Origin of the sequence: Streptomyces sp. JH002 (genome assembly GCF_050916115.1) — a bacterium.
Taxonomy (GTDB): domain Bacteria; phylum Actinomycetota; class Actinomycetes; order Streptomycetales; family Streptomycetaceae; genus Streptomyces; species Streptomyces xiamenensis.
Window position 1 is genome coordinate 1308135 of the sequence record NZ_CP087989.1, and the last position, 23237, is coordinate 1331371.

14 protein-coding genes, 1 tRNA gene, 3 rRNA genes and 1 pseudogene are annotated in these 23237 nt (G+C 67.5%); 3 read left to right on the forward strand and 16 right to left on the reverse strand.

Going from position 1 to position 23237, the window contains the following annotated elements:
* Window positions 1–127 precede the first annotated feature (127 nt).
* From H7827_RS05480 to H7827_RS05515, 8 genes and pseudogenes are all read right to left on the reverse strand, one after another.
* Window positions 128–200 (reverse strand) — tRNA-Thr (locus H7827_RS05480).
* Window positions 201–203: 3 nt separating this feature from the next.
* Window positions 204–320 (reverse strand): 5S ribosomal RNA (gene rrf / locus H7827_RS05485).
* A gap of 49 nt (window positions 321–369) precedes the next feature.
* A 23S ribosomal RNA gene (locus tag H7827_RS05490) occupies window positions 370–3492 on the reverse strand.
* A 189-nt stretch (window positions 3493–3681) separates the two neighbouring features.
* Window positions 3682–5211: ribosomal RNA gene (locus H7827_RS05495) — 16S ribosomal RNA — on the reverse strand.
* Together the 16S, 23S and 5S rRNA genes with 1 tRNA gene alongside form the textbook arrangement of a ribosomal RNA operon.
* A 386-nt stretch (window positions 5212–5597) precedes the next feature.
* Window positions 5598–7283 (reverse strand): ribonuclease J, encoded by a 1686-nt coding sequence (locus tag H7827_RS05500; RefSeq protein ID WP_200363708.1) that lies wholly within the window; start codon window positions 7281–7283, stop codon window positions 5598–5600.
* Window positions 7284–7479: 196 nt separating this feature from the next.
* On the reverse strand, window positions 7480–8379 hold the full coding sequence (gene dapA, locus H7827_RS05505; protein ID WP_046724970.1) for a 4-hydroxy-tetrahydrodipicolinate synthase: 900 nt from the start codon (window positions 8377–8379) through the stop codon (window positions 7480–7482).
* 194 nt (window positions 8380–8573) lie between these two features.
* Window positions 8574–9773: an FAD-dependent thymidylate synthase gene (gene thyX / locus H7827_RS05510; protein WP_432747940.1), complete on the reverse strand. Its 1200-nt coding sequence runs from the start codon at window positions 9771–9773 to the stop codon at window positions 8574–8576.
* Window positions 9774–9932: 159 nt separating this feature from the next.
* Window positions 9933–10205: pseudogene (locus tag H7827_RS05515) on the reverse strand (FAD-dependent thymidylate synthase); the annotation flags it as partial.
* Window positions 10206–10364: 159 nt separating this feature from the next.
* Here H7827_RS05515 and H7827_RS05520 point away from each other — a divergent pair.
* Together H7827_RS05520 and H7827_RS05525 are read left to right on the forward strand one after the other, a co-directional pair.
* Entirely contained in the window at window positions 10365–10520 is a 156-nt protein-coding gene (locus H7827_RS05520) for a hypothetical protein (protein ID WP_158708085.1), read from the forward strand.
* A gap of 59 nt (window positions 10521–10579) precedes the next feature.
* A complete protein-coding gene (locus H7827_RS05525) occupies window positions 10580–11128 on the forward strand; it encodes a hypothetical protein (protein ID WP_200363711.1) in 549 nt (182 codons plus the stop codon).
* 69 nt (window positions 11129–11197) lie between these two features.
* Here the strand turns inward: H7827_RS05525 and H7827_RS05530 are convergent, their stop codons facing one another.
* From H7827_RS05530 to eccD, 6 genes are all read right to left on the reverse strand, one after another.
* Window positions 11198–11641 carry a hypothetical protein gene (locus H7827_RS05530; protein WP_386542047.1) on the reverse strand — a complete coding sequence of 148 codons (444 nt, stop codon included), beginning with the start codon at window positions 11639–11641 and terminating at the stop codon, window positions 11198–11200.
* Between the two features lie 2 nt (window positions 11642–11643).
* Window positions 11644–12399, reverse strand: a complete 756-nt coding sequence (gene dapB, locus H7827_RS05535) for a 4-hydroxy-tetrahydrodipicolinate reductase (protein ID WP_432743104.1) — start codon at window positions 12397–12399, stop codon at window positions 11644–11646.
* A gap of 41 nt (window positions 12400–12440) precedes the next feature.
* Window positions 12441–13847, reverse strand: coding sequence for a M16 family metallopeptidase (locus H7827_RS05540; protein ID WP_432743106.1), 1407 nt, complete (start codon window positions 13845–13847; stop codon window positions 12441–12443).
* Window positions 13844–16066, reverse strand: a complete 2223-nt coding sequence (locus H7827_RS05545) for a polyribonucleotide nucleotidyltransferase (RefSeq protein ID WP_432743108.1) — start codon at window positions 16064–16066, stop codon at window positions 13844–13846. The genes H7827_RS05540 and H7827_RS05545 overlap by 4 nt, the downstream gene beginning before the upstream one ends.
* 314 nt (window positions 16067–16380) lie before the next feature.
* Window positions 16381–16671 carry a 30S ribosomal protein S15 gene (gene rpsO, locus H7827_RS05550; RefSeq protein WP_030738110.1) on the reverse strand — a complete coding sequence of 97 codons (291 nt, stop codon included), beginning with the start codon at window positions 16669–16671 and terminating at the stop codon, window positions 16381–16383.
* Window positions 16672–16839: 168 nt separating this feature from the next.
* A complete protein-coding gene (gene eccD / locus H7827_RS05555; protein ID WP_432743110.1) occupies window positions 16840–18303 on the reverse strand; it encodes a type VII secretion integral membrane protein EccD in 1464 nt (487 codons plus the stop codon).
* Window positions 18304–18432: 129 nt separating this feature from the next.
* On the opposite strand from eccD, the gene eccCa reads away from it, so the two are divergent.
* Window positions 18433–22389: a type VII secretion protein EccCa gene (gene eccCa, locus H7827_RS05560; RefSeq protein WP_432743112.1), complete on the forward strand. Its 3957-nt coding sequence runs from the start codon at window positions 18433–18435 to the stop codon at window positions 22387–22389.
* Window positions 22390–22503: 114 nt separating this feature from the next.
* On the opposite strand, the gene H7827_RS05565 is transcribed toward eccCa, so the two are convergent.
* Together H7827_RS05565 and H7827_RS05570 are read right to left on the reverse strand one after the other, a co-directional pair.
* Window positions 22504–22803 carry a WXG100 family type VII secretion target gene (locus H7827_RS05565; RefSeq protein ID WP_432743114.1) on the reverse strand — a complete coding sequence of 100 codons (300 nt, stop codon included), beginning with the start codon at window positions 22801–22803 and terminating at the stop codon, window positions 22504–22506.
* A gap of 36 nt (window positions 22804–22839) precedes the next feature.
* Entirely contained in the window at window positions 22840–23199 is a 360-nt protein-coding gene (locus tag H7827_RS05570; protein WP_432743116.1) for a WXG100 family type VII secretion target, read from the reverse strand.
* Between the last annotated feature and the right edge of the window lie 38 nt (window positions 23200–23237).

Sequence of the window (23237 nt, forward strand, 5' to 3'; positions counted from 1 at the left end):
CAAGGCGGCCGGGCGGCGTGTGTCCGCCCGGCCGGCCCACCCCGGAGCCGGGCGGCGTGCCTCCGCACACGGCAACGCAAAAAGGCCCCCACCATCAGGCGGGAGCCTTTCCTATGTCTTGCTTCGGAGCCCCAAAACGGAATCGAACCGTTGACCTTCTCCTTACCATGGAGACGCTCTGCCGACTGAGCTATTGGGGCATTGTTCGGCGGCGACCTACTCTCCCACACGGTCCCCCATGCAGTACCATCGGCGCTGAAAGGCTTAGCTTCCGGGTTCGGAATGTAACCGGGCGTTTCCCTTTCGCCATGACCACCGAAACTCTAATGGTTGTCATTCGAAAAAAAATCACAGTGGACGCGAGCATCTGAGGACAAGCCCTCGGCCTATTAGTACCAGTCAACTCCACCTCTTACAAGGCTTCCATATCTGGCCTATCAACCCTGTCGTCTACAGGGAGCCTTAACCCATCAAGTGGGTGGGAGTCCTCATCTCGAAGCAGGCTTCCCGCTTAGATGCTTTCAGCGGTTATCCTTTCCGAACGTAGCCAACCAGCCATGCCCTTGGCAGAACAACTGGCACACCAGAGGTTCGTCCGTCCCGGTCCTCTCGTACTAGGGACAGCCCTTCTCAAGACTCCTGCGCGCGCAGCGGATAGGGACCGAACTGTCTCACGACGTTCTAAACCCAGCTCGCGTACCGCTTTAATGGGCGAACAGCCCAACCCTTGGGACCAACTCCAGCCCCAGGATGCGACGAGCCGACATCGAGGTGCCAAACCATCCCGTCGATACGGACTCTTGGGGAAGATCAGCCTGTTATCCCCGGGGTACCTTTTATCCGTTGAGCGACGGCGCTTCCACAAACCACCGCCGGATCACTAGTCCCTGCTTTCGCACCTGCTCGACCTGCCAGTCTCACAGTCAAGCTCCCTTGTGCACTTACACTCACCACCTGATGACCAACCAGGCTGAGGGAACCTTTGGGCGCCTCCGTTACTCTTTAGGAGGCAACCGCCCCAGTTAAACTACCCACCAGACACTGTCCCCGATCCGGATCACGGACCCAGGTTAGACATCCAGCACGATCAGAGTGGTATTTCAACAACGACTCCACCTGAACTAGCGTCCAGGCTTCACAGTCTCCCACCTATCCTACACAAACCGAACCGAACACCAATATCAAGCTATAGTAAAGGTCCCGGGGTCTTTCCGTCCTGCTGCGCGAAACGAGCATCTTTACTCGTAGTGCAATTTCACCGGGCCTATGGTTGAGACAGTCAAGAAGTCGTTACGCCATTCGTGCAGGTCGGAACTTACCCGACAAGGAATTTCGCTACCTTAGGATGGTTATAGTTACCACCGCCGTTTACTGGCGCTTAAGTTCTCAGCTTCGCCACACCGAAATGTGACTAACCGGTCCCCTTAACGTTCCAGCACCGGGCAGGCGTCAGTCCGTATACATCGCCTTACAGCTTCGCACGGACCTGTGTTTTTAGTAAACAGTCGCTTCTCGCTGGTCTCTGCGGCCACCCCCAGCTCAGAGAGCAAGTCTCATCACCGGAAATGGCCCCCCTTCTCCCGAAGTTACGGGGGCATTTTGCCGAGTTCCTTAACCATAGTTCACCCGAACGCCTCGGTATACTCTACCTGACCACCTGAGTCGGTTTAGGGTACGGGCCATTGTGAAACTCGCTAGAGGCTTTTCTCGACAGCATAGGATCATCCACTTCACCACAATCGGCTCGGCATCAGGTCTCACCCTCGTGTGGAACGGATTTACCTGCTCCACGGGCCACACCCTTACCCCGGGACAACCACCGCCCGGGCTGGACTACCTTCCTGCGTCACCCCATCACTCACCTACTACAGGTCTGGACCACCGACTCCACCACTCCACCCACCCCCGAAGGGACAGATGGCGGCTTCGCGGGCTTAGCATCGCCTGATTCAGCGTTGGCGCTCCACAACGGGTACCGGAATATCAACCGGTTATCCATCGACTACGCCTGTCGGCCTCGCCTTAGGCCCCGACTTACCCTGGGCAGATCAACTTGACCCAGGAACCCTTAGTCAATCGGCGCAAGAGTTTCCCACTCTTGTATCGCTACTCATGCCTGCATTCTCACTCGCATACCGTCCACAACTCGTTTCCACGGCTGCTTCACCCGGCACACGACGCTCCCCTACCCACCACAACCCTCGTTAGAAGTATTGTTGCAGTGACACGACTTCGGCGGTGTACTTGAGCCCCGCTACATTGTCGGCGCAGAATCACTCGACCAGTGAGCTATTACGCACTCTTTCAAGGGTGGCTGCTTCTAAGCCAACCTCCTGGTTGTCTCTGCGACTCCACATCCTTTCCCACTTAGCACACGCTTAGGGGCCTTAGTCGATGCTCTGGGCTGTTTCCCTCTCGACCATGGAGCTTATCCCCCACAGTCTCACTGCCGCGCTCTCACTTACCGGCATTCGGAGTTTGGCTAAGGTCAGTAACCCGGTAAGGCCCATCACCTATCCAGTGCTCTACCTCCGGCAAGAAACACACGACGCTGCACCTAAATGCATTTCGGGGAGAACCAGCTATCACGGAGTTTGATTGGCCTTTCACCCCTAACCACAGGTCATCCCCCAGATTTTCAACTCTGGTGGGTTCGGGCCTCCACGAGGTCTTACCCTCGCTTCACCCTGCCCATGGCTAGATCACTCCGCTTCGGGTCTAGGGCATGCTACTCAATCGCCCTGTTCGGACTCGCTTTCGCTACGGCTACCCCACACGGGTTAACCTCGCAACACACCGCAAACTCGCAGGCTCATTCTTCAAAAGGCACGCAGTCACGGCCACACGCACAAGTGCGCATGACGACGCTCCCACGGCTTGTAGGCACACGGTTTCAGGAACTATTTCACTCCGCTCCCGCGGTACTTTTCACCATTCCCTCACGGTACTATCCACTATCGGTCACCAGGGAATATTTAGGCTTAACGGGTGGTCCCGCCAGATTCACACAGGATTTCTCGGGCCCCATGCTACTTGGGAAACCTTTAAGTGAGCCATGCAGATTTCAGCTACGGGGGTCTTACCCTCTACGCCGGGCCTTTCGCATGCCCTTCGCCTATCCACACAGTTTCTTACTCACCGACCGTCCGGCAGAACGATCAAAAAAGCTCCCACAACCCCGCATGCGCAACCCCTGCCGGGTATCACACACATACGGTTTAGCCTCCTCCGGTTTCGCTCACCACTACTCCCGGAATCACGGTTGTTTTCTCTTCCTGCGGGTACTGAGATGTTTCACTTCCCCGCGTTCCCTCCACACCGCCTATACATTCAGCAGTGGGTGACAGCCCATAACGACTGCCGGGTTTCCCCATTCGGAAACCCCCGGATCACAGCTAGGTTGACAACTCCCCGGGGACTATCGCGGCCTCCCACGTCCTTCATCGGTTCCTGGTACCAAGGCATCCACCGTGCGCCCTTAAAAACTTGGCCACAGATGCTCGCGTCCACTGTGCAATTCTCAAACAACAACCGAAGATTCGACCTTTCACAGCCGTACCTTCAGACACCCAACAGCGAGCCAAATGATGCAGTCAATGTTCCACCCATGAGCAAACCACCGCCGAACACTCGCCGGCGTAGTGGCTCTGGACTACCAAAGGCAGCCTAGAAGCTCCTTAGAAAGGAGGTGATCCAGCCGCACCTTCCGGTACGGCTACCTTGTTACGACTTCGTCCCAATCGCCAGTCCCACCTTCGACAGCTCCCTCCCACAAGGGGTTAGGCCACCGGCTTCGGGTGTTACCGACTTTCATGACGTGACGGGCGGTGTGTACAAGGCCCGGGAACGTATTCACCGCAGCAATGCTGATCTGCGATTACTAGCGACTCCGACTTCATGGGGTCGAGTTGCAGACCCCAATCCGAACTGAGACCGGCTTTTTGAGATTCGCTCCACCTCGCGGTATCGCAGCTCATTGTACCGGCCATTGTAGCACGTGTGCAGCCCAAGACATAAGGGGCATGATGACTTGACGTCGTCCCCACCTTCCTCCGAGTTGACCCCGGCAGTCTCCCGTGAGTCCCCGGCACCCCCGAAGGGATCCGCTGGCAACACAGGATAAGGGTTGCGCTCGTTGCGGGACTTAACCCAACATCTCACGACACGAGCTGACGACAGCCATGCACCACCTGTACACCGACCACAAGGGGGCGACCATCTCTGGCCGTTTCCGGTGTATGTCAAGCCTTGGTAAGGTTCTTCGCGTTGCGTCGAATTAAGCCACATGCTCCGCCGCTTGTGCGGGCCCCCGTCAATTCCTTTGAGTTTTAGCCTTGCGGCCGTACTCCCCAGGCGGGGCACTTAATGCGTTAGCTGCGGCACGGACAACGTGGAATGTTGCCCACACCTAGTGCCCACCGTTTACGGCGTGGACTACCAGGGTATCTAATCCTGTTCGCTCCCCACGCTTTCGCTCCTCAGCGTCAGTATCGGCCCAGAGATCCGCCTTCGCCACCGGTGTTCCTCCTGATATCTGCGCATTTCACCGCTACACCAGGAATTCCGATCTCCCCTACCGAACTCTAGCCTGCCCGTATCGACTGCAGACCCAGGGTTAAGCCCTGGGCTTTCACAATCGACGCGACAGGCCGCCTACGAGCTCTTTACGCCCAATAATTCCGGACAACGCTTGCACCCTACGTATTACCGCGGCTGCTGGCACGTAGTTAGCCGGTGCTTCTTCTGCAGGTACCGTCACTTTCGCTTCTTCCCTGCTGAAAGAGGTTTACAACCCGAAGGCCGTCATCCCTCACGCGGCGTCGCTGCATCAGGCTTTCGCCCATTGTGCAATATTCCCCACTGCTGCCTCCCGTAGGAGTCTGGGCCGTGTCTCAGTCCCAGTGTGGCCGGTCACCCTCTCAGGCCGGCTACCCGTCGTCGTCTTGGTAGGCCACTACCCCACCAACAAACTGATAGGCCGCGGGCTCATCCTGCACCGCCGGAACTTTCCACACACGAGCATGCGCTCATGTGTCGTATCCGGTATTAGACCCAGTTTCCCGGGCTTATCCCAGAGTGCAGGGCAGATTGCCCACGTGTTACTCACCCGTTCGCCACTAATCCCCGGCCGAAACCGGTTCATCGTTCGACTTGCATGTGTTAAGCACGCCGCCAGCGTTCGTCCTGAGCCAGGATCAAACTCTCCATGAATGCTTCATGTAAGAGCAAGGAAAATCCTCGCTTAAATGCTGCACCTCAGACGAGGTCGAGATGCAGACTCAGTAAATACTGTGTCTATTGAAAGACTTGGCATTGACTATTTGGCACGCTGTTGAGTTCTCAAGGAACGGATGCTTCCTTTGGTTCCCTCTCGGGCCCCTCCGGGCTTTCCCTTCGTGTTTCTCACCTTATCAGAGGTAACTTCCGTGCCTTTCCCGGCACTTGAGTCTGCTCTCCGACGTCCCGGTTTCCCCGGCCAGTTGGACTGTCCGGCGTTCCCGTTGCGGCGATGACGTAAACGTACTGGAGCGGGGCGCCCGGATGCAAATCCTGGCGCCCCGCAGGCAGATGACGGGGTCCTCGCGGGCCCGTCCCCCTCAGACCTCGACCACGACCGGCATGATCATCGGGCGCCGGCGGTACACGTCGGACACCCACTTGCCCACCGTGCGGCGCACCAACTGCTGCAGCTGGTGAGCCTCGACCACGCCGTCCTGGGCGGACTTGGCCAGCACTTCGTCGATCTTCGGGATGACCTCGGCGAAGGCCGCGTCGTCGATGCCCGAGCCGCGCGAATGGATGCTCGGACCGCTGACGATCTTGCCCGTACTGCTGTCGACCACCACGAACACGGAGATGAAGCCCTCGTCCCCCAGGATCCGCCGGTCCTTCAGGCTGGACTCGGTGACGCCGCCGACCGACAGGCCGTCCACGTACACATAGCCGGCCTGGACCTTGCCGACGATCTTCGCCTTGCCCTTGACCAGGTCGACGACCACGCCGTCCTCGGCGATCACGATCCGGTCGGCCGGTACCCCGGTGAGCGCGCCGAGTTCGGCGTTGGCGCGCAGATGGCGCCATTCGCCGTGCACCGGCATCAGGTTCCGCGGCTTGCAGATGTTGTAGAAGTACAACAGCTCGCCGGCCGAGGCGTGCCCGGACACATGGACCTTGGCGTTGCCCTTGTGGACGACGTTGGCGCCCCAGCGGGTCAGTCCGTTGATCACCCGGTAGACCGCGTTCTCGTTCCCGGGGATCAGGGAGGAGGCCAGGATGACCGTGTCGCCCTCGACGATGCGGATCTGGTGGTCGCGGTTGGCCATCCGGGACAGGGCCGCCATGGGCTCACCCTGGGAGCCGGTGCACACCAGCACGACGTCCCGGTCCGGGAGATCGTCCAGCGCCCGTACGTCCACCACCAGGCCCGGCGGTACCCGCAGATAGCCCAGGTCCCGCGCGATGCCCATGTTGCGGACCATGGAACGGCCCACGAAGGCGATCTTGCGCCCGTGTTCCTGGGCGGCGTCCACGATCTGCTGGATGCGATGCACATGGCTGGCGAAGCTCGCCACGATGATCCGCTTGTCGGCCCGTGCGAAGACCTGGCGCAGCACCCCGGAGATCTCCCGCTCGGGGGAGACGAAGCCGGGGACCTCGGCGTTGGTGGAGTCCGACAGCAGCAGGTCGATGCCCTCCTCGCCGAGCCGAGCGAAGGCCCGCAGGTCGGTGAGGCGGCCGTCCAGCGGCAGCTGGTCCATCTTGAAGTCGCCGGTGTGCACGACCATGCCGGCCGGGGTGCGGATGGCGACCGCGAGCGCGTCCGGGATCGAGTGGTTGACCGCCACGAATTCGCAGTCGAAGGGGCCGATCCGCTCGCTGGTGCCCTCCGCCACCTCCAGGGTGTAGGGGCGGATGCGGTGCTCCTGGAGCTTGGCCTCGATCAGGGCGAGGGTCAGCTTGGAGCCGATCAGCGGGATGTCCGGCTTCTCGCGGAGCAGGTACGGCACGCCACCGATGTGGTCCTCGTGGCCGTGGGTGAGGACGATGCCCTCGATGTCGTCGAGACGGTTCCGCAGGGACGTGAAGTCCGGCAGGATCAGGTCGATGCCGGGCTGCTCCTCCTCGGGGAAGAGCACTCCGCAGTCGACGATCAGCAGCCGGCCGCCGTACTCGAAGACCGTCATGTTGCGGCCGATCTCGCCGAGGCCGCCGAGCGGGGTGACCCGCAGGCCGCCCTCCGGGAGTTTCGGCGGCCGGCCGAGTTCTGGATGGGGATGACTCAAGAGACTCTCCTGACCACGCGCGCCGGGCGGCCTCGTCGAGGCGGCGGGCACGCGTGTGGGATTTCGTATGTTGATCTGTTGATATGTCGGAGTGCTTCGACGGGTCGAACCCACTCCGGGGGTACTGCCGTGCCGGGCGAACCTGATCGGTGCCGCTCGTTGTGCTGGTGCTGCTGGTCTTGCGAAGTCTGGGTTCTCAGATCTGTACCCCGCCGGCGGCCAGATCCCGCTTGAGCTGTTCGGTTTCCTCGTCGGTGAGCCCGACCATCGGGAGCCGCAGCGGACCGCCGGGCAGACCCTGGAAGCCGAGGGCCGCCTTGGAGGTGATCACACCCTGGGTGCGGAACATCCCGGTGAAGACGGGGAGCAGCTTCTGGTGGATCTCCGTGGCCTTGGCGACGTCGCCGCCGGTGTAGGCGTTCACCAGGGAGCGCAGCTCGGGGGTGACCACATGGCCCACCACGGAGACGAAGCCGACGGCGCCCACCGACAGCAGCGGCAGGTTCAGCATGTCATCGCCCGAGTACCAGGCGAGACCCGTGGTGGCGATGGCCCAGCTCGCCCGCCCCAGGTCGCCCTTGGCGTCCTTGTTGGCCACGATACGCGGGTGCTCGGCCAGCCGCACCATCGTCTCGGTGTTGATCGGCACCCCACTGCGCCCGGGAATGTCGTAGAGCATCACCGGCAGCTCGGTGGCGTCCGCGATGGCGGTGAAGTGCTGGACCAGGCCCTCCTGCGGGGGCTTGTTGTAGTACGGGGTGACGGCGAGGATGCCGTGCGCCCCGGCCTCCTGGGCGGCGCGGGCCAGCGCCAGGCTGTGCCGGGTGTCGTTGGTGCCCGCTCCGGCCACCACGTGGGCACGGTCTCCGACCGCCTCGACCACGGCGCGCACGAGCTGGGCTTTCTCCGCGTCGGAGGTGGTCGGGGATTCGCCGGTGGTGCCATTGACGATCAGGCCGTCATTGCCGGCGTCCACCAGGTGGGCGGCGAGTCGCTGCGCGCCGTCGAGATCCAGCGAGCCGTCCGGGGTGAACGGCGTGACCATCGCGGTCAGCACCCGTCCGAAGGGTGTGAGGGGTGTGGAGGTCGGAGCCATGGGAACCACGCTACTCGCAGCTCGGCGTCCCGCGATCCACCGGGATGCCCTACATGTGGATCCCGGCGCTGCCTGCTCGGGGGTTCAGACAGCGCCGGGGTCCGTTCAATCACCCTAAATGAACTTCTCGAAATGTCGCAATACGGACACTTCGCTCAGCTTTTCGGGCACCCGGGCGCCCCGGGGGGCCGAGGCTACGGGGCCACTCGGCCATTGGCGTTGAAGGCCGCGTACGTCAGTGGCATCAGCCGCGCCCACTCCGCCTCCATCTTCTCCGCGACCATCTCGATCTCACGCTGCGGGAAGGAGGGCACCGTGGCCTGTTCGTGCTGGGTGCGCAGCCCGAGGAAGTGCATGAGTGAGCGGGCGTTGCAGGTGGCGTACATCGTGGAGAACAGCCCGACCGGCAGCGTGGCCCTGGCCACCTCGCGCGCGACCCCGTCGGCGAGCATTTCCCGGTAGGCCGCGTAGGACTGCCGGTAGGAGTCCTCCATGGTCTTGCCGAGCGCCGCGTGCTGCTCGGGGGTGCCGTCGACGAACTCGTACTTGCCCGGCCGGCCGCGCTGCACCAGCTTGCGGTCCTCACCCGGGATGTAGAACACCGGCTCCAGCTCCCGGTACCTTCCGCTCTCCTCGTTGTAGGAGTTGTGGACGACCACCCCATTGGCGAGGAAGTTGTGCCACGGCCCCTCGACCGACAGGTCGTAGGTCATTTCCTCGGCATCCGGTGCGACGGAGACGATCGGGTCCGGCTTGGCCACCGCGAGCTTGCCGCCCCGCCGAGCCAGCTTCTGTTCGGTCGCGCTCTTGCGCGTGTGGCAGTCCTGGCAGGCCGGCGCGAGGTTCGTTTCGTCGAGAGCGGCACGCAGGTTCTCCGCCACTGGGACGACGTGGTCCAGGGCAAGGGCTTCCCTGGGATACGCCTCGCCACACAGATGACAGCGGTCCGTGTCCGCGATGAGCCGCTCACGCTGCATCGAGGTCCACACTCCGATGCCCCGGCGCAGACTGGGCGGCACCAACCGTTCCGACGGCCTGGGCGCGGTTGCTGCCACCATGACCGCGTCGCCCACCGCCAACTCTCCGGCCTTCGCCCAGCCCTCGGGGGTGAGAATGGCGTGGTCGACGGAGCAACGGAGGCTGCGGCCACTCGCCGTGGAGATTTTGATGAGCTGTTTCACGCCCGACTCGATCACGTCCGTGATGGGCGCCCGCTGGGCCATCAGGGTGTCCTCGTCGTAGCAGCGCACATGATTGCGCCGCACGGAGTCGAGTTTGCGCAGACGGGTGGACGGGTGCTGTTCACGGAATTCCAGCACCGCGCTCTGCGCGGCCTCACGGTTCTCGTACAGTCCGAGATAGTGCTGGGCGCCCTGATGTCCGACTTGGGCCATCCACTTACCGGCCTTCGCGTGCCAGGTGACCCCGCCCGCCGACCACGGCAACCGGTCCTGGACTCCGTGGTGCCACTGCTGGTAGAGATCGCTGATCTTCCGGCGGTGGAGATGACCGGCCTCGCTCTCGAGCGTCACCTCCGTGTCACCGGCCAGGCACCAGCCGACCCGGTGCCGATGGAACTCGCGGAAGACGAAGATCGGCGCGCTGACGAAGAAGGTCATGGAGTTGTGCTCGAACGGGCTGCCGTGCCGGTCCCGCATCAGATAGTTGATCAGCCCCTTGGACCGCTCGGGGTCCTTGCTGACCTCTTCGAGTGACTGCTCCCCCGCGGTGGAGACACGGGCCGCCCACAGCACATCGGTGTCGGAGGCGCTGTGCTTGACCAGTTCGACGGTCACATCACTGCGGAAACTGGGTGTATCGGTCACCGGCGGGCCCTTTCAGGAACGTACTGCGAGTAGCGGGGCCCACCCTACGGGCCGCCGCCGACAGTCCCGTCGGCGACCGGACAGACCAGGACCGACGGGCCGAGTCGGACTGTTCGGCTGATATTTTTGTTTTGGGGCCATTTAGGGGAAGGAGAGGGTATGCGACAGCTGACGATCGGCGTCCTCGTCACCCGCGCGCTCCTGGGCCTCGCCCTGCTGTCCGCCCTGGTCGGGGCCGTACTGCTGGCCCGGCCCGCCCTCGACGTGGAGCACGGGACCACCGCCGTGACACCGGAGGCGGCCGAGGGTTCCTGAGCGCGATAACCTCACCCGTGCACTGCCAGCGGCGAACGTGACACGAACGAGGACGAGCCTTGCCCCTGCCCTTTCTCGCGGCCGACCGTGACTTCGACTCCACCACGTCGGACGCATCCCTCCCCCACGCCGGAGCCGATCAGTGGCGCCGCCCCTACCGGCTCGGCCCGCAGCGGGTGGCGGTCTCCGCACTGGCCCTGCTGCTCTCGGCGTACCTGCTGATCTCCGCGCTGATCATCGCCATCGCCGGCACCGTCGGCGCGGCCGGGGTCACCCTGGTCATCGCGGCCGTCTCCATAGCCTTCGCCCTGCGCGTCCTGCGCATGGGCATCTGGGTCAGCCCGCGCGGACTGCGCCGGGTGGGCCTGCTGAGCACCCGGACGCTGCGCTGGCGGGAGATCGAACGGGTCTCCACCGTCCAGCAGCCGGTGCGCTGGCTCGGACTGCCGCGCACCGTACAGGGCCAGTCCATCCACATCGAGCCGCGCCGCGGTGAGCCCCTGCGGCCGCTGCTCACCGACCACAGCGCGGACTTCCTCAGCCGGCGGAAGGCCTTCGAGCGCGCCGCCGACGTCCTGGAGGCCTGGGCCGCCGAGCACCGCCACTGACGTCCGCCCGGCACACGGACCGCGGCCCGGTACGGCACACCGCCGTACCGGGCCGCGGTCCTTCCCGTCTCAGGCCCGGCCCGCCCGCAGCGCGATCGCGTGCTCCATGGCCTTGCGGGCGCGCGGGGTGTCCCGGGCGTCGTGGTACGCCAGGGCCAGGCGGAACCAGCAGCGCCAATCGCGGGGATTCGCCTCCGCCTCCGCCTGCCGCTCCGCGAACGCGGCGTCGGCCGCCGCCTGCTCGACCCGGCCGCTGGGGGTACGCGGCAGATCGTCCACCGGCAGCCCGCCCTCGGCCTCCAACTCCTTGGCCAGCTTCCCGGCGTCCCGCGCGAAGCGGGTGGTACGCCACAGGAACCAGGCACCGATCAGTGGCATCACCAGCACGGCGATCCCGAACGGGACCGTCACCCAGGTGCCCTGCCCGATCAGCACCACCCCGCGGTGCCCGGCCAGCACGAAATAGCCGACGAGCAGCACCGACACCAGCGCGTAGCCGATCTTTCCCGCCATCGCTAGCGGTCCAGATCCATGAAGTGCTCCAGGCCCAGGGTCAGGCCCGGCGCGCCCGTGACGCGGCGCACGCCCAGCAGCACCCCGGGCATGAACGAGCCACGGTTCATGGAGTCGTGGCGCAGGGTGAAGATCTCCCCCTCGTCGCCGAACAGCACTTCCTGGTGGGCCACCAGGCCGCGCAGCCGGACCGCGTGCACCGGCACCCCGTCCACGTCGGCGCCGCGGGCGCCCTCCAGCGCGGTGCTCGTGGCGTCGGGCTGGGCCGTCAGCTTCGCGTCCGCACGGGCGCGGGCGATCAGCTGGGCGGTGCGCACGGCCGTGCCGCTGGGGGCGTCGGCCTTGTGCGGGTGATGCAGCTCGACGACCTCCACCGATTCGAAGAACCGGGCGGCCTGCTGGGCGAAGTGCATGGTGAGCACGGCGCCGATGCCGAAATTCGGCGCGATCAGCACCCCGGTGCCGGGGGATCCGGCCAGCCAGGTACGCAGCAGACCAAGCCGTTCCTCGGTGAACCCGGTGGTGCCGACCACGCCGTGGATGCCGTGCCGGACGCAGAACTCCAGGTTGTCCATCACCGCGTCGGGGTGGGTCAGGTCGATGGCGACCTGGGCCCCCGTCCCGGTCAGCGTCTCCAGCCGGTCCCCCCGGCCGAGTTCCGCGACCAGCTCCAGGTCTTCGGCGGCCCCGACGGCCCGTACCGCCTCGGAGCCCATTCGCCCGCGGGCTCCCAGGACGGCGACGCGCAGCTTGCTCATTCGTTCTCTTCCGCTCTTCCGCTCTCGTCCGCTTCTCGTGCTCAGGCCATGGCCTCGTGCAGCTTGGCGGTGTGCTTGTCCTTCAGCGGACCGATGACGGACAGCGAGGGCTTGTGGCCGAGCACCTGGGCCGCCACCTCCCGCACCTCGTCCGGGGTCACCGCCCGGTACCGCTCCAGCAGACCGGTCACCGACAGCTGCTCGCCCCAGCACACCTCGCTCTTGCCGAGCCGGTGCATCAGGGCGCCGGTGTCCTCCAGGCCCAGCACCGTGGAGCCGGCCAGCTGACCGATCGCCCGCCGGGTCTCCTCCTCGCCCAGTCCGTGCTCGGCGATGTCGGCCAGCGTCTCGCGGGAGATCGCCAGCACATCGCCCAGCCGCTCGGGGCGGCAGCCGGCGTACACCCCGAACAGGCCGCAGTCGGCGTACCCGGAGGTGTGCGCGTACACGCTGTAGGCCAGCCCGCGGCGCTCCCGTACCTCCTGGAACAGCCGCGAGGACATGCCGCCGCCCAGCGCCGTGGACAGGACGGCCAGCGCCCAGCGCCGCTCGTCGTGCCGGGAGACGCCCGGCATGCCCAGGATCAGGTGTGCCTGCTCGGTCGCCCGCTCCTGGACGTCGACGGCACCCGCCGTACGGATCAGCCGTGCGCCGCCGCGCGGGTCCAGCGGGCTCGCGTCCGCCGTTCCCAGCGCGCCGGCCCGGTCGAAGGCGGCCCGCACCTGCTCCACGACGGTGTCGTGGTCGAGGTTGCCGGCCGCGGTGACGACCAGCCGGGTGGGGTCGTAGTGCCGCCGGTAGAAGCGCGCGATCTGCTCCCGGGTGAGGGCCCCGACGGTCTCCTCGGTGCCCAGCACCGGGCGGCCCAGCGGGGTGTCGCCCAGCAGGGTCTGGGCGAAGAGGTCATGGACACCGTCGCCCGGATCGTCGTCCGTCATGGCGATCTCTTCGAGGATGACGTTCCGCTCGGCCTCCACCTCCGCCGGGTCGATGACCGAGGAGGTGAGCATGTCGCACACGACGTCGACGGCCAGCGGCAGATCGCTGTCCAGCACCCGGGCGTAGTAGCAGGTGAACTCCTTCGTGGTGAAGGCGTTCATCTCACCGCCGACCGCCTCGACGACGGAGGAGATCTCCAGCGCGCTGCGCCGCTCGGTGCCCTTGAACAGCACGTGTTCGAGGTAGTGGGTGGCGCCGGCCAGCGCCGGGGTCTCGTCCCGGGAGCCGACCGCGGCCCAGATGCCGAAGGAGACCGAGCGCACGGAGGGCACGGTCTCGGTGACGACGCGCAGGCCGCCGGGGAGCACGGTCTTGCGGACGGCGCCGCCGCCCCCGGTGGGGGCGCCCCCGGCCGAGGGCCGCGGGACGGTCACGGCGTGCGGACAGGGCACGGCCCGCCCCACCGGTGCGGTGGGGCGGGCCGTCCTGGTACCGGGGGTACGCGTCACTGGTCGGCAGCGTCCTTCTCGGCGGTGTCCTCGGCGGCCTCGTCCTCCATGACGGGGATCAGCGAGAGCTTGCCACGCTGGTCGATCTCGGCGATCTCGACCTGGACCTTCTGGCCCACGCCCAGAACGTCCTCGACGTTCTCCACGCGCTTGCCACCGGCGAGCTTGCGGATCTGCGAGATGTGCAGCAGTCCGTCCTTGCCGGGGAGCAGGGAGACGAAGGCACCGAAGGTGGTGGTCTTCACCACGGTGCCCAGGTACCGCTCGCCGACCTCGGGCATCGTCGGGTTGGCGATGCCGTTGATCGTGGCGCGGGCGGCCTCGGCGGCCGGGCCGTCGGCGGCACCGATGTAGATGGTGCCGTCGTCCTCGATGGTGATGTCGGCGCCGGTGTCCTCCTGGATCTGGTTGATCATCTTGCCCTTGGGGCCGATGACCTCACCGATCTTGTCCACGGGGATCTTCACGGTGATGATCCGCGGGGCGTTCGGGGACATCTCGTCGGGCACGTCGATGGCCTCGCCCATCACATCGAGGATGTGGAGGCGGGCGTCGCGGGCCTGCTTGAGCGCGGCGGCCAGAACCGAGGCCGGGATGCCGTCCAGCTTGGTGTCCAGCTGGAGGGCGGTCACGAACTGCTTGGTGCCGGCGACCTTGAAGTCCATGTCGCCGTAGGCGTCCTCCGCACCGAGGATGTCGGTGAGGGTGACGTAGTGGGTCTCGCCCTCGATCTCCTGGGAGATCAGGCCCATGGCGATACCGGCGACGGGGGCCTTGAGCGGCACACCGGCGTTCAGCAGCGACATGGTGGAGGCGCAGACCGACCCCATGGAGGTCGAGCCGTTGGAGCCCAGCGCCTCGGAGACCTGCCGAATGGCGTAGGGGAACTCCTCGCGGGTGGGCAGCACCGGCACCAGCGCGCGCTCGGCGAGCGCCCCGTGGCCGATCTCGCGGCGCTTGGGGGAGCCGACCCGGCCGGTCTCACCGGTGGAGTAGGGCGGGAAGTTGTAGTTGTGCATGTAGCGCTTGCGGGTCACCGGGGAGAGGGTGTCCAGCTGCTGCTCCATGCGGAGCATGTTGAGCGTGGTGACACCCAGGATCTGGGTCTCGCCGCGCTCGAAGAGGGCCGAACCGTGCACCCGCGGGATGGCCTCGACCTCGGCGGCCAGCGTACGGATGTCGGTGACACCGCGGCCGTCGATGCGGACCTTGTCCTTGATGACGCGCTCACGGACCAGCTGCTTGGTGAGCGAGCGGTACGCGGCGGAGATCTCCTTCTCGCGGCCCTCGAACTGGGGCAGCAGCTTCTCGGCGGCCACGACCTTGACGCGGTCGAGCTCGCTCTCGCGCTCCTGCTTGCCGGCGATGGTCAGCGCCTGGGCCAGCTCGTCGCGGACCGCGGCGGACAGCGCCTCGAAGACGTCGTCCTCGTAGTCCAGGAAGACCGGGAACTCGCCGGTGGGCTTGGCGGCCTTGGCGGCGAGGTCGGACTGGGCGCGGCACAGCACCTTGATGAAGGGCTTGGCGGCCTCGAGACCGGCGGCGACGACCTCCTCGGTCGGCGCGGCGGCACCGCCCTTGACCAGCTCGATGGTCTTCTCGGTGGCCTCGGCCTCGACCATCATGATCGCGACGTCACCGTCGGGAAGCACCCGGCCGGCGACGACCATGTCGAAGACGGCGTTCTCCAGCTCGCTGTGGGTGGGGAAGGCCACCCACTGGCCCTGGATCAGCGCGACCCGGGTACCGCCGATGGGGCCGGAGAAGGGCAGGCCGGCCAGCTGCGTGGAGCAGGAGGCGGCGTTGATGGCGACCACGTCGTACAGGTGGTCGGGGTTGAGCGCCATGATCGTCTCGACGACCTGGATCTCGTTGCGCAGGCCCTTCTTGAAGGAGGGGCGCAGCGGGCGGTCGATCAGCCGGCAGGTGAGGATGGCGTCCTCGGAGGGGCGGCCCTCGCGCCGGAAGAAGGAGCCGGGGATCTTCCCGGCGGCGTACATCCGCTCCTCGACGTCGACGGTCAGCGGGAAGAAGTCCAGCTGGTCCTTCGGCTTCTTCGAGGCGGTGGTGGCCGACAGCACCATGGTGTCGTCGTCCAGGTAGGCCACGGCGGAACCGGCGGCCTGCCGCGCGAGGCGGCCGGTCTCGAAGCGGATGGTGCGGGTGCCGAAGGCGCCGTTGTCGATGACGGCCTCGGCGTAGTGGGTTTCGTTCTCCACCTGGGATGTCTCCTGTTTCTCGCCCCGCCGGGTGTGACCGGGCGGGACGTCAATCGGTGGAGCACCTCCGTACGGGCCGGCCATCGATCGAAGCTCCCGGGAAGTCGCCCGGGGGCCACTACCGAGGACCGGCGACGGATGAGAAGGCGCTCCGCCTCATGCTCTGTCGTTGTGCAGTGGTGGGACCAGCCTACAAAGGCATCGGTCCGGGGGCCCGGTTTCCGCGTCGGGCGGTCGCCCGCCGGGGTGCCTGCCGGGCCGGATACGGCGAAGGGAGCGGCCCCGCCAGCGGTGGCCGCTCCCTCTCCGACGTCTTAGCGGGCGCCCGCCGCGCCGCGGCGGATGCCGAGACGCTCCACCAGGCTGCGGAAGCGCTGGATGTCCTTCTTGGCCAGGTACTGGAGCAGCCGGCGGCGCTGGCCGACCAGCAGCAGCAGGCCGCGGCGGGAGTGGTGGTCGTGCTTGTGGGTCTTCAGGTGCTCGGTCAGGTCCGAGATACGGCGGGACAGCAGCGCCACCTGGACCTCGGGGGAACCGGTGTCACCCTCCTTGGTGGCGAAATCCGCGATGATCTTCTGCTTCGTGGCGGCATCGAGCGACGACACACGTACTCCTCATGGAATCGGCCCGGAAGCGGCCCCTGGTCTTCTTCACAGGGGCACAGGGATGGTGAAAGACAACTCACCGGGCGCACGACACCCTATCAGCCGGGCCGGGGTGGTCCTGACCGGTTGTTCCCTTTGTGCGGCCTTCCCCCGCGCCCAACCGGTTCGTCAGTCGCTGGTCAGCCCGCGCGCACGGGCGTAGATCCCGAGGACGGCCAGGCACAGCGGGATCAGGGACAGCAGCAGCGCGGACTCGGTGAGATCCAGGGCCCGTCCCCAGAAGGGGGTGAGCCCGGCGCGCGGCACGATGAGCGCGATCGCGGTCAGGACGGCCGCGGCGGCGGCGAGGACGGCGGTCAGCCACAGGGTGCGCAGGTCGAGCGCGGTGCTGTCACCGGCCAGCAGGTCGCGCACCGCGCCGGCGGGCGGGTGCAGCAGGAAGCCGGTGACCAGCAGGGCGAACGCGGCGAGGCCGGCCGTCAGCAGCACGGACACCTGGACGGCGTACCGGAAGAGCCGGGAGCGGGTCAGCAGGGTGCCCGCGGTGGCCAGGGCGAGCAGCTGACCCCAGCCGCTGGAGGAGAAGCCCAGCACGGCGACGGCGGTGGTGGCGGCGATGGCGCAGCCGGCGGTGAGGCCGAGCAGGATCTGGTGGCCGAGGCGGGCCTGGGCGGCTATCCGCTCGGCGTCGACGGGGCTCTCGGGCGGCGCGGGCCGGTCGGGGTCCGCGGTGTCGAAGTCGGCGCGCGGGGCCTCGTAGCCGATGGGCAGCCGGACGAGCGCCGCGGACAGTCCCGGCAGGAAGCCGAGGGCGCCGATGGCGACGGGCGCGGTGAGCGCTGCGGCGGACACCGGGCGGGCGTCGGCCACGATCGCGGCGAAGGTGGCGAGGGTGCCGATGAGGGCCGCGGTGGTGGTGGCCACGAACGGGGCGGCGGCGTCGGGCAGGGCCGCCGCGGCGACGACGGACAGCACCAGGACGGCGACGCAGCCCAGCAGCAGTTCGAGACGGCCCACGCCGTGCCCGTCGGCCAGCGGCAGGGCGCCAGTGCCCGCGATCAGCCCGTGCGGAAGGGCGGCGAGGCCGAACGCCACGGCGGCGGGCCGGTCGCCGTACACCCGGGCGCGCACCACGCTGAAGGAGATCAGCAGGACGGCCAGCACCCCGGCGATGATCCCGGGCAGGCCGTGCAGGTCGTGGCGCACCGGGTCGGCGTACCACAGCACGGCGGCGGCCAGGGTGGTGAGGACGGCGGCGCCGGTCAGCCCCGCGGTGCGCAGCCGCTGGTCCTGCCACAGGGCGCGGTCGTGGGTGACGGCGTCGGCGACGGCTTCGCTGACGTCGTCGTGCACCGGGGGCGGCAGGGCGTCGGCGACCGGGCGCAGGACGAGCACCTCGCCGTCCAGGACGCGCTGCGCGGCCAGGGTGCGGGAGCCGTCCAGAACGCTTCCGTCACGGCGCACGAGATGGTAGCCGACGGGGGCACCCTCGGCGGGTGCCTGGCCGGTGAGCTGGAGTAGCTGGGCGTAGAGGTCGGCCAGAGGCATGTCCTCCGGCAGCGCCACGTCGATCCGGCTGTCGGGCGCGGCGACGGTGACGCGGCAGAAGCCGGTGGCCGCTGTCGAGTTCACGTGTGATTCCCCCAAGATGCGCGCGGACGGGCTTGCGCACGGACTGCGTTGGTCACCCTACCGGCTGTACTCCTGGGGCCGGTCAGTAGGATCGGGCGGCGCCGAGGGGTTGCCGGATCGGGGGGCCGTATGAGCCAGATCATTGTGAAACGTCCGCCGCGTACGCTGCCGGCCGAGGTGCCGGGCGAGGAAGTGGCGGTGCAGCCGCCGCCGGAACTGCCCAAGGGGCAGCAGGACGGCGTACTGATGCAGCTCATGCCGATGCTGGGCATGGGCTCCTCCGTGGTGTTCTTCTTCATGCCGAACGCCCATCCGTTCATGCGGATCATGGGCATGCTGATGATGGTGTCGACCGGCGCCATGGTGGTGGCGATGATCATCCGCCACCGGCGCGGCACACAGGGGCAGATGGGCCAGCTGCGGCGGGACTACCTGCGGTACCTGGCACGGACCCGGCGCGCGGTGTGGGGCACGGCCCGGGCGCAGCGGGACGCGCAGCTGTATCTGCACCCGGCGCCCGAGCAGCTGTGGGCGCTGGTCGCCGAGGGCAGCCGGCTGTGGGAACGGCGCCCGGGTGACGGGGACTTCGGACAGGTGCGGCTGGGTCTGGGCGAACACGGCCTGGCCACGCCGCTGGTGCCGCCGCAGACCGCGCCGGTGGACGAGCTGGAGCCGCTGACGGCGGGCGCGATGCGGCGGTTCCTGGCGACGCACGGCACCGTGTCGGGGCTGCCGATGGCGGTGTCGCTGCGCGGCTTCTACCAGGTGGTGCTGGCGGGGGACGTGGAGGCGGCGCGGGGGACGGCGCGTGCGCTGGTGGCGTCGCTGACGGCGCTGCACTCGCCGCAGGACGTGACCGTTGCGGTGGCGTGCTCGGCCGGCGCGGCGGACGCATGGGAGTGGGCGAAGTGGCTCCCCCACGTCCAGCTGCCGTCGGTGGACGGGGCGGGTTCGCGGCGGCTGATCGCCCGCGGGGTCACGGAGCTGGAGGAGGAGCTGACCGAACGCCTGGAGGGCCGGGGCCGGTTCTCCGCGAACGGCAAGCCGGTGCTCGACCAGCCGCACGTGGTGCTGGTCCTGGACGGCGTACGGGTACCGCCGCATTCGGCGTTCGCGTCGGCGGAGGGGCTGCAGGGCGTCACGGTGGTGGAGGTCCTGCCGGGCGAGCCGGAACCGGCCAGGGGCCGGCTCTCGGTGCGGTGCGCGGCGGGGTCGCTGCGCTTCGACGCGGGAGACGGGGTGTCCTTCGACGGCGAGCCCGACCAGCTGCCGGTGGCGGCGGCCGAGGCGCTGGCGCGACAGCTGGCGCCGCTGCGGCTGAGCACGGGCGCCGAGGAGGACGAGCCGCTGCTGGCCGAGCTGGACTTCGGCGACCTGCTGGGGCTCGGCGACCCGGCGGCGGTGGACGTCTCGCGCACCTGGCGGCCGCGGTCGGCCGGGGAGCGGCTGCGGGTGCCGATCGGGGTGGACGAGAGCGGCCAGCCGGTGATGCTGGACCTGAAGGAGGCCGCGCAGGAGGGCATGGGCCCGCACGGCCTGTGCGTGGGCGCGACCGGCTCCGGCAAGTCGGAGCTGCTGCGCACGCTGGTGCTGGGGCTTGCCGTCACCCACACCTCGGAGACACTGAACTTCGTCCTGGCGGACTTCAAGGGCGGCGCGACGTTCGCGGGCATGGCGCAACTACCGCACGTCTCGGCGGTGATCACCAACCTGTCGGACGACCTGACGCTGGTGGACCGCATGGGCGACTCCATCCGGGGCGAACTCCAGCGCCGCCAGGAACTGCTGCGGGCGGCGGGCAACTACGCGAACCTGCAGGACTACGAGAAGGCGCGGGCGGCGGGCGCTCCGCTGGTGCCACTGTCCTCGCTGGTGCTGGTGATCGACGAGTTCTCCGAACTGCTGACGGCGATGCCGGACTTCATCGACATGTTCATCCAGATCGGCCGCATCGGCCGCTCGCTGGGCGTGCATCTGCTGCTGGCCTCGCAGCGTCTGGAGGAGGGCAGGCTGAAGGGCCTGGACACCTATCTGTCGTACCGGATCGGCCTGCGGACGTTCTCGGCCGCGGAGTCCCGCACGGCGATCGGGGTGCCCGACGCGTACCACCTGCCGCAGATCCCGGGCTCGGGCATCCTGAAGTCGGGCACCGAGGAGATGGTCCGCTTCAAGGCCGCGTACGTCTCGGGCGCCTACCGCGAGGGTCCGGCGAAGCCCGCGCCCTCGGGCCCGGCCCCCATGCAGCGTCATCCAGTGCTGTTCACGGCGGCCCCGGTCCCGGTCCGCCACGCGGAACCCGACCCGCGCACGGCGATGGCGGCCACCGAACCGGCCCCGCAGGACGACGCCCTGGCGGACACGGTCCTGGACGTGATCGTGCGCCGACTGGAGGGGCAGGGCCCCTCGGCCCACCAGGTCTGGCTGCCCCCACTGGACTCGGCGGCGACGCTGGACGAGTTGCTGCCGGAGCTGGTGTCCACCCCGGAACGCGGTCTGCAGGCGCGGGGCGCCACCGGCAACCTGGTGGTTCCGCTGGGACAGGTCGACAAGCCCTTCGAGCAGCGCCGCGAGGTATTTCACCGCGACTTCTCGGGAGCCGGCGGCCACATGCTGATCGTGGGCGGCCCGCAGTCCGGCAAGTCCACACTGCTGCGCACCCTCATCACGTCCTTCGCGCTGACGCACACGCCGCGGGAAGTGCAGTTCTACGGACTCGACTTCGGTGGCGGCGGGCTGTCGTCGCTGGCCGGGCTCCCTCATGTCGGCGGCATCGCCTCCCGGCTGGACGCGGACCGGGTCCGCCGCACGGTCTCGGAGGTGGCGGGCATCCTGGCCAGGCGCGAGGAGCTGTTCCGGCAGCGGAACATCGACTCCATCGCGACGTACCGGCGGCTGCGCGCCATGGGCGAACTGGCGGACGAGTCCTGGGGAGATGTCTTCCTGGTGGTCGACGGCTGGGCGGCGTTCAAGCAGGACTACGACATGACCCTGATGCCCACGGTCACGGATCTGTCCACCCGGGGCCTGGGATACGGCATCCATGTGATCGTGACGGTGTCCCGGAACATGGACCTGCTCGGCGCGATGCGGGATCAGCTGGCCAACCGTCTGGAGCTGCGGCTGGGCGACACCATGGACTCGGACTTCGACCGCAAGGTGGCGGCGGCCGTCCCGACGAACGCCCCCGGCCGGGGGCAGACCCCCGACAAGCTCCACTGGATGGCGGCGCTGCCCCGGCTGCACGGCGGAAGGTCCCCCGACGAACTGTCGGAGGGGACCGCGGTGCTGGTGAAGGCCGTCCAGGACGCGTGGGCGCACCCGCCGGCGCCGCAGGTGCGGCTGCTGCCACGGCTCCTTCCGGCGTCCGACCTCCCCCGCGGTGCCGCGGGCGATCCCGGATTGGCCATCGGCGTCGGCGAAGAGGATCTGCGGCCTGTCTTCCTGGACTTCGACCAGGAACCCTTTCTCCTCGTCTTCGGCGAGGGGGAGTCGGGAAAGACGGCGGCGCTCCGCATGCTGGTGCGTCAGATCTGCGACCGTTACCCGCCGAAGGAGGCCCGCTTCCTGGTCGGTGACTACCGCCGGTCCCTGCTGGGCGCGGTGCCGGAGGAGTACATCGGCACCTACGGCACGATGGGCCCCAAGCTGTCGGCCGACATGAAGGCGACCCGTGGCCTCATGGAGAACCGCCTGCCGCCGACCGACATCACACCCCAGCAGCTGCGAGCCGGCCGCTGGTGGGAGGGCCCGGTCGCGTTCGTGATCATCGACGACTTCGACCTGGTCGCCACGGGATCGAACCATCCGCTGGCCCAGTTGGTGGATCTGCTCCCCTACGCGCGGGACACCGGCGTACGGTTCATCATCGCCCGCAACTCCGCCGGCGTCTCCCGCGCCATGTTCGACCCCTTCCTGCAGCGGCTGCGCGAACTGGGCGCCCAGGGGCTGGTGCTTTCCAGCAACCGGTCCGAGGGGGAGGTCCTCCCGGGCGTCCGGGCCCGTTCCCTCCCTCCCGGCCGCGGAACCCTGGTCACCCGCAAGGGCGGTCCCCGGCTCATTCAGGTGGGCTGGCTCCCGGAGGAGTGAGCCGGGCCCGGGACGGGCCGTCCGTCCCGGGCGGGCCCGGCCTCCCGACCGCCGAACAGAACATGGGTGGGGCTCCGGAGTTCCGGAGCCCCACCCATGTGTGCGGGTCACGCTTCAGGGCCCGGCGAAGCCCCTGCCGCCGAGCGCGTCGATGTACTGGAAAGCGGTCGTCGCGTCGCCCGCGCGCGTCGATGTGTTGTTCTGGATCTCCGCGAGAGCCTCGATGGCCGCGCGCATGCGCTGCTGCTGGAAGAGGAAGGCCTCCTTCGTGGAGCCCTCCCACACTTCCGAAACGCGGCGCACCTCCCCCACCAGGTATTCGACATGCTCTTTCATGCCTTCGGCGTTCCGGGTGATCTCCGCGGCCTTCTCGAGGACGCCCCCGTACCGCATCATCGTTCCGTCGTTGCTCATGTGCTCTCCCTCCCGCGTCGGGTCAAGGTGCCCGTATCAGTACATGATCGGAGTCGCCGGCGCGTCGTCGATGCTGCTCTCCACCCGACGCATCTGGTTCAGCTGCTCCAGTTCCGTTTCGCCGAGGTTCTGCAGGCTGTCGTTCAGCAGATCGGACATGACCTGGAGGCTGCTGCTGATCTCGTGAAGCCGCTGGGCCGCTTTTGCCTGCGCCTCACGGAACGCCTGTCCCGAGGGGCCGCCCCACACCGCGACCGATTCCTGGCGGACGTTCTCGGTCTTCTGCCTCAAGGTCTCGAATGCCGAACTCGCCTCGGCCAGATCGGGAACCAGATCCTGGACCGTGAGACCGGCCTGTACACCACCGCCGCCGCCGCCCGTTCCTTCTCCACTCATACAACCACTTCTCCTCGTTCTCCTGCGTACTCCGTCAA

Excerpts from the sequence above, each read along its gene's own strand:
- dapA (WP_046724970.1), bottom strand. The coding sequence starts at position 8,379 with ATGGCTCCGACCTCCACACCCCTCACACCCTTCGGACGGGTGCTGACC.
- thyX (WP_432747940.1), bottom strand. The coding sequence starts at position 9,773 with ATGGCCCAAGTCGGACATCAGGGCGCCCAGCACTATCTCGGACTGTAC.
- H7827_RS05520 (WP_158708085.1), top strand. The coding sequence starts at position 10,365 with ATGCGACAGCTGACGATCGGCGTCCTCGTCACCCGCGCGCTCCTGGGC.
- H7827_RS05530 (WP_386542047.1), bottom strand. The coding sequence starts at position 11,641 with ATGGCGGGAAAGATCGGCTACGCGCTGGTGTCGGTGCTGCTCGTCGGC.
- dapB (WP_432743104.1), bottom strand. The coding sequence starts at position 12,399 with ATGAGCAAGCTGCGCGTCGCCGTCCTGGGAGCCCGCGGGCGAATGGGC.
- eccCa (WP_432743112.1), top strand. The coding sequence starts at position 18,433 with ATGAGCCAGATCATTGTGAAACGTCCGCCGCGTACGCTGCCGGCCGAG.
- H7827_RS05565 (WP_432743114.1), bottom strand. The coding sequence starts at position 22,803 with ATGAGCAACGACGGAACGATGATGCGGTACGGGGGCGTCCTCGAGAAG.
- H7827_RS05570 (WP_432743116.1), bottom strand. The coding sequence starts at position 23,199 with ATGAGTGGAGAAGGAACGGGCGGCGGCGGCGGTGGTGTACAGGCCGGT.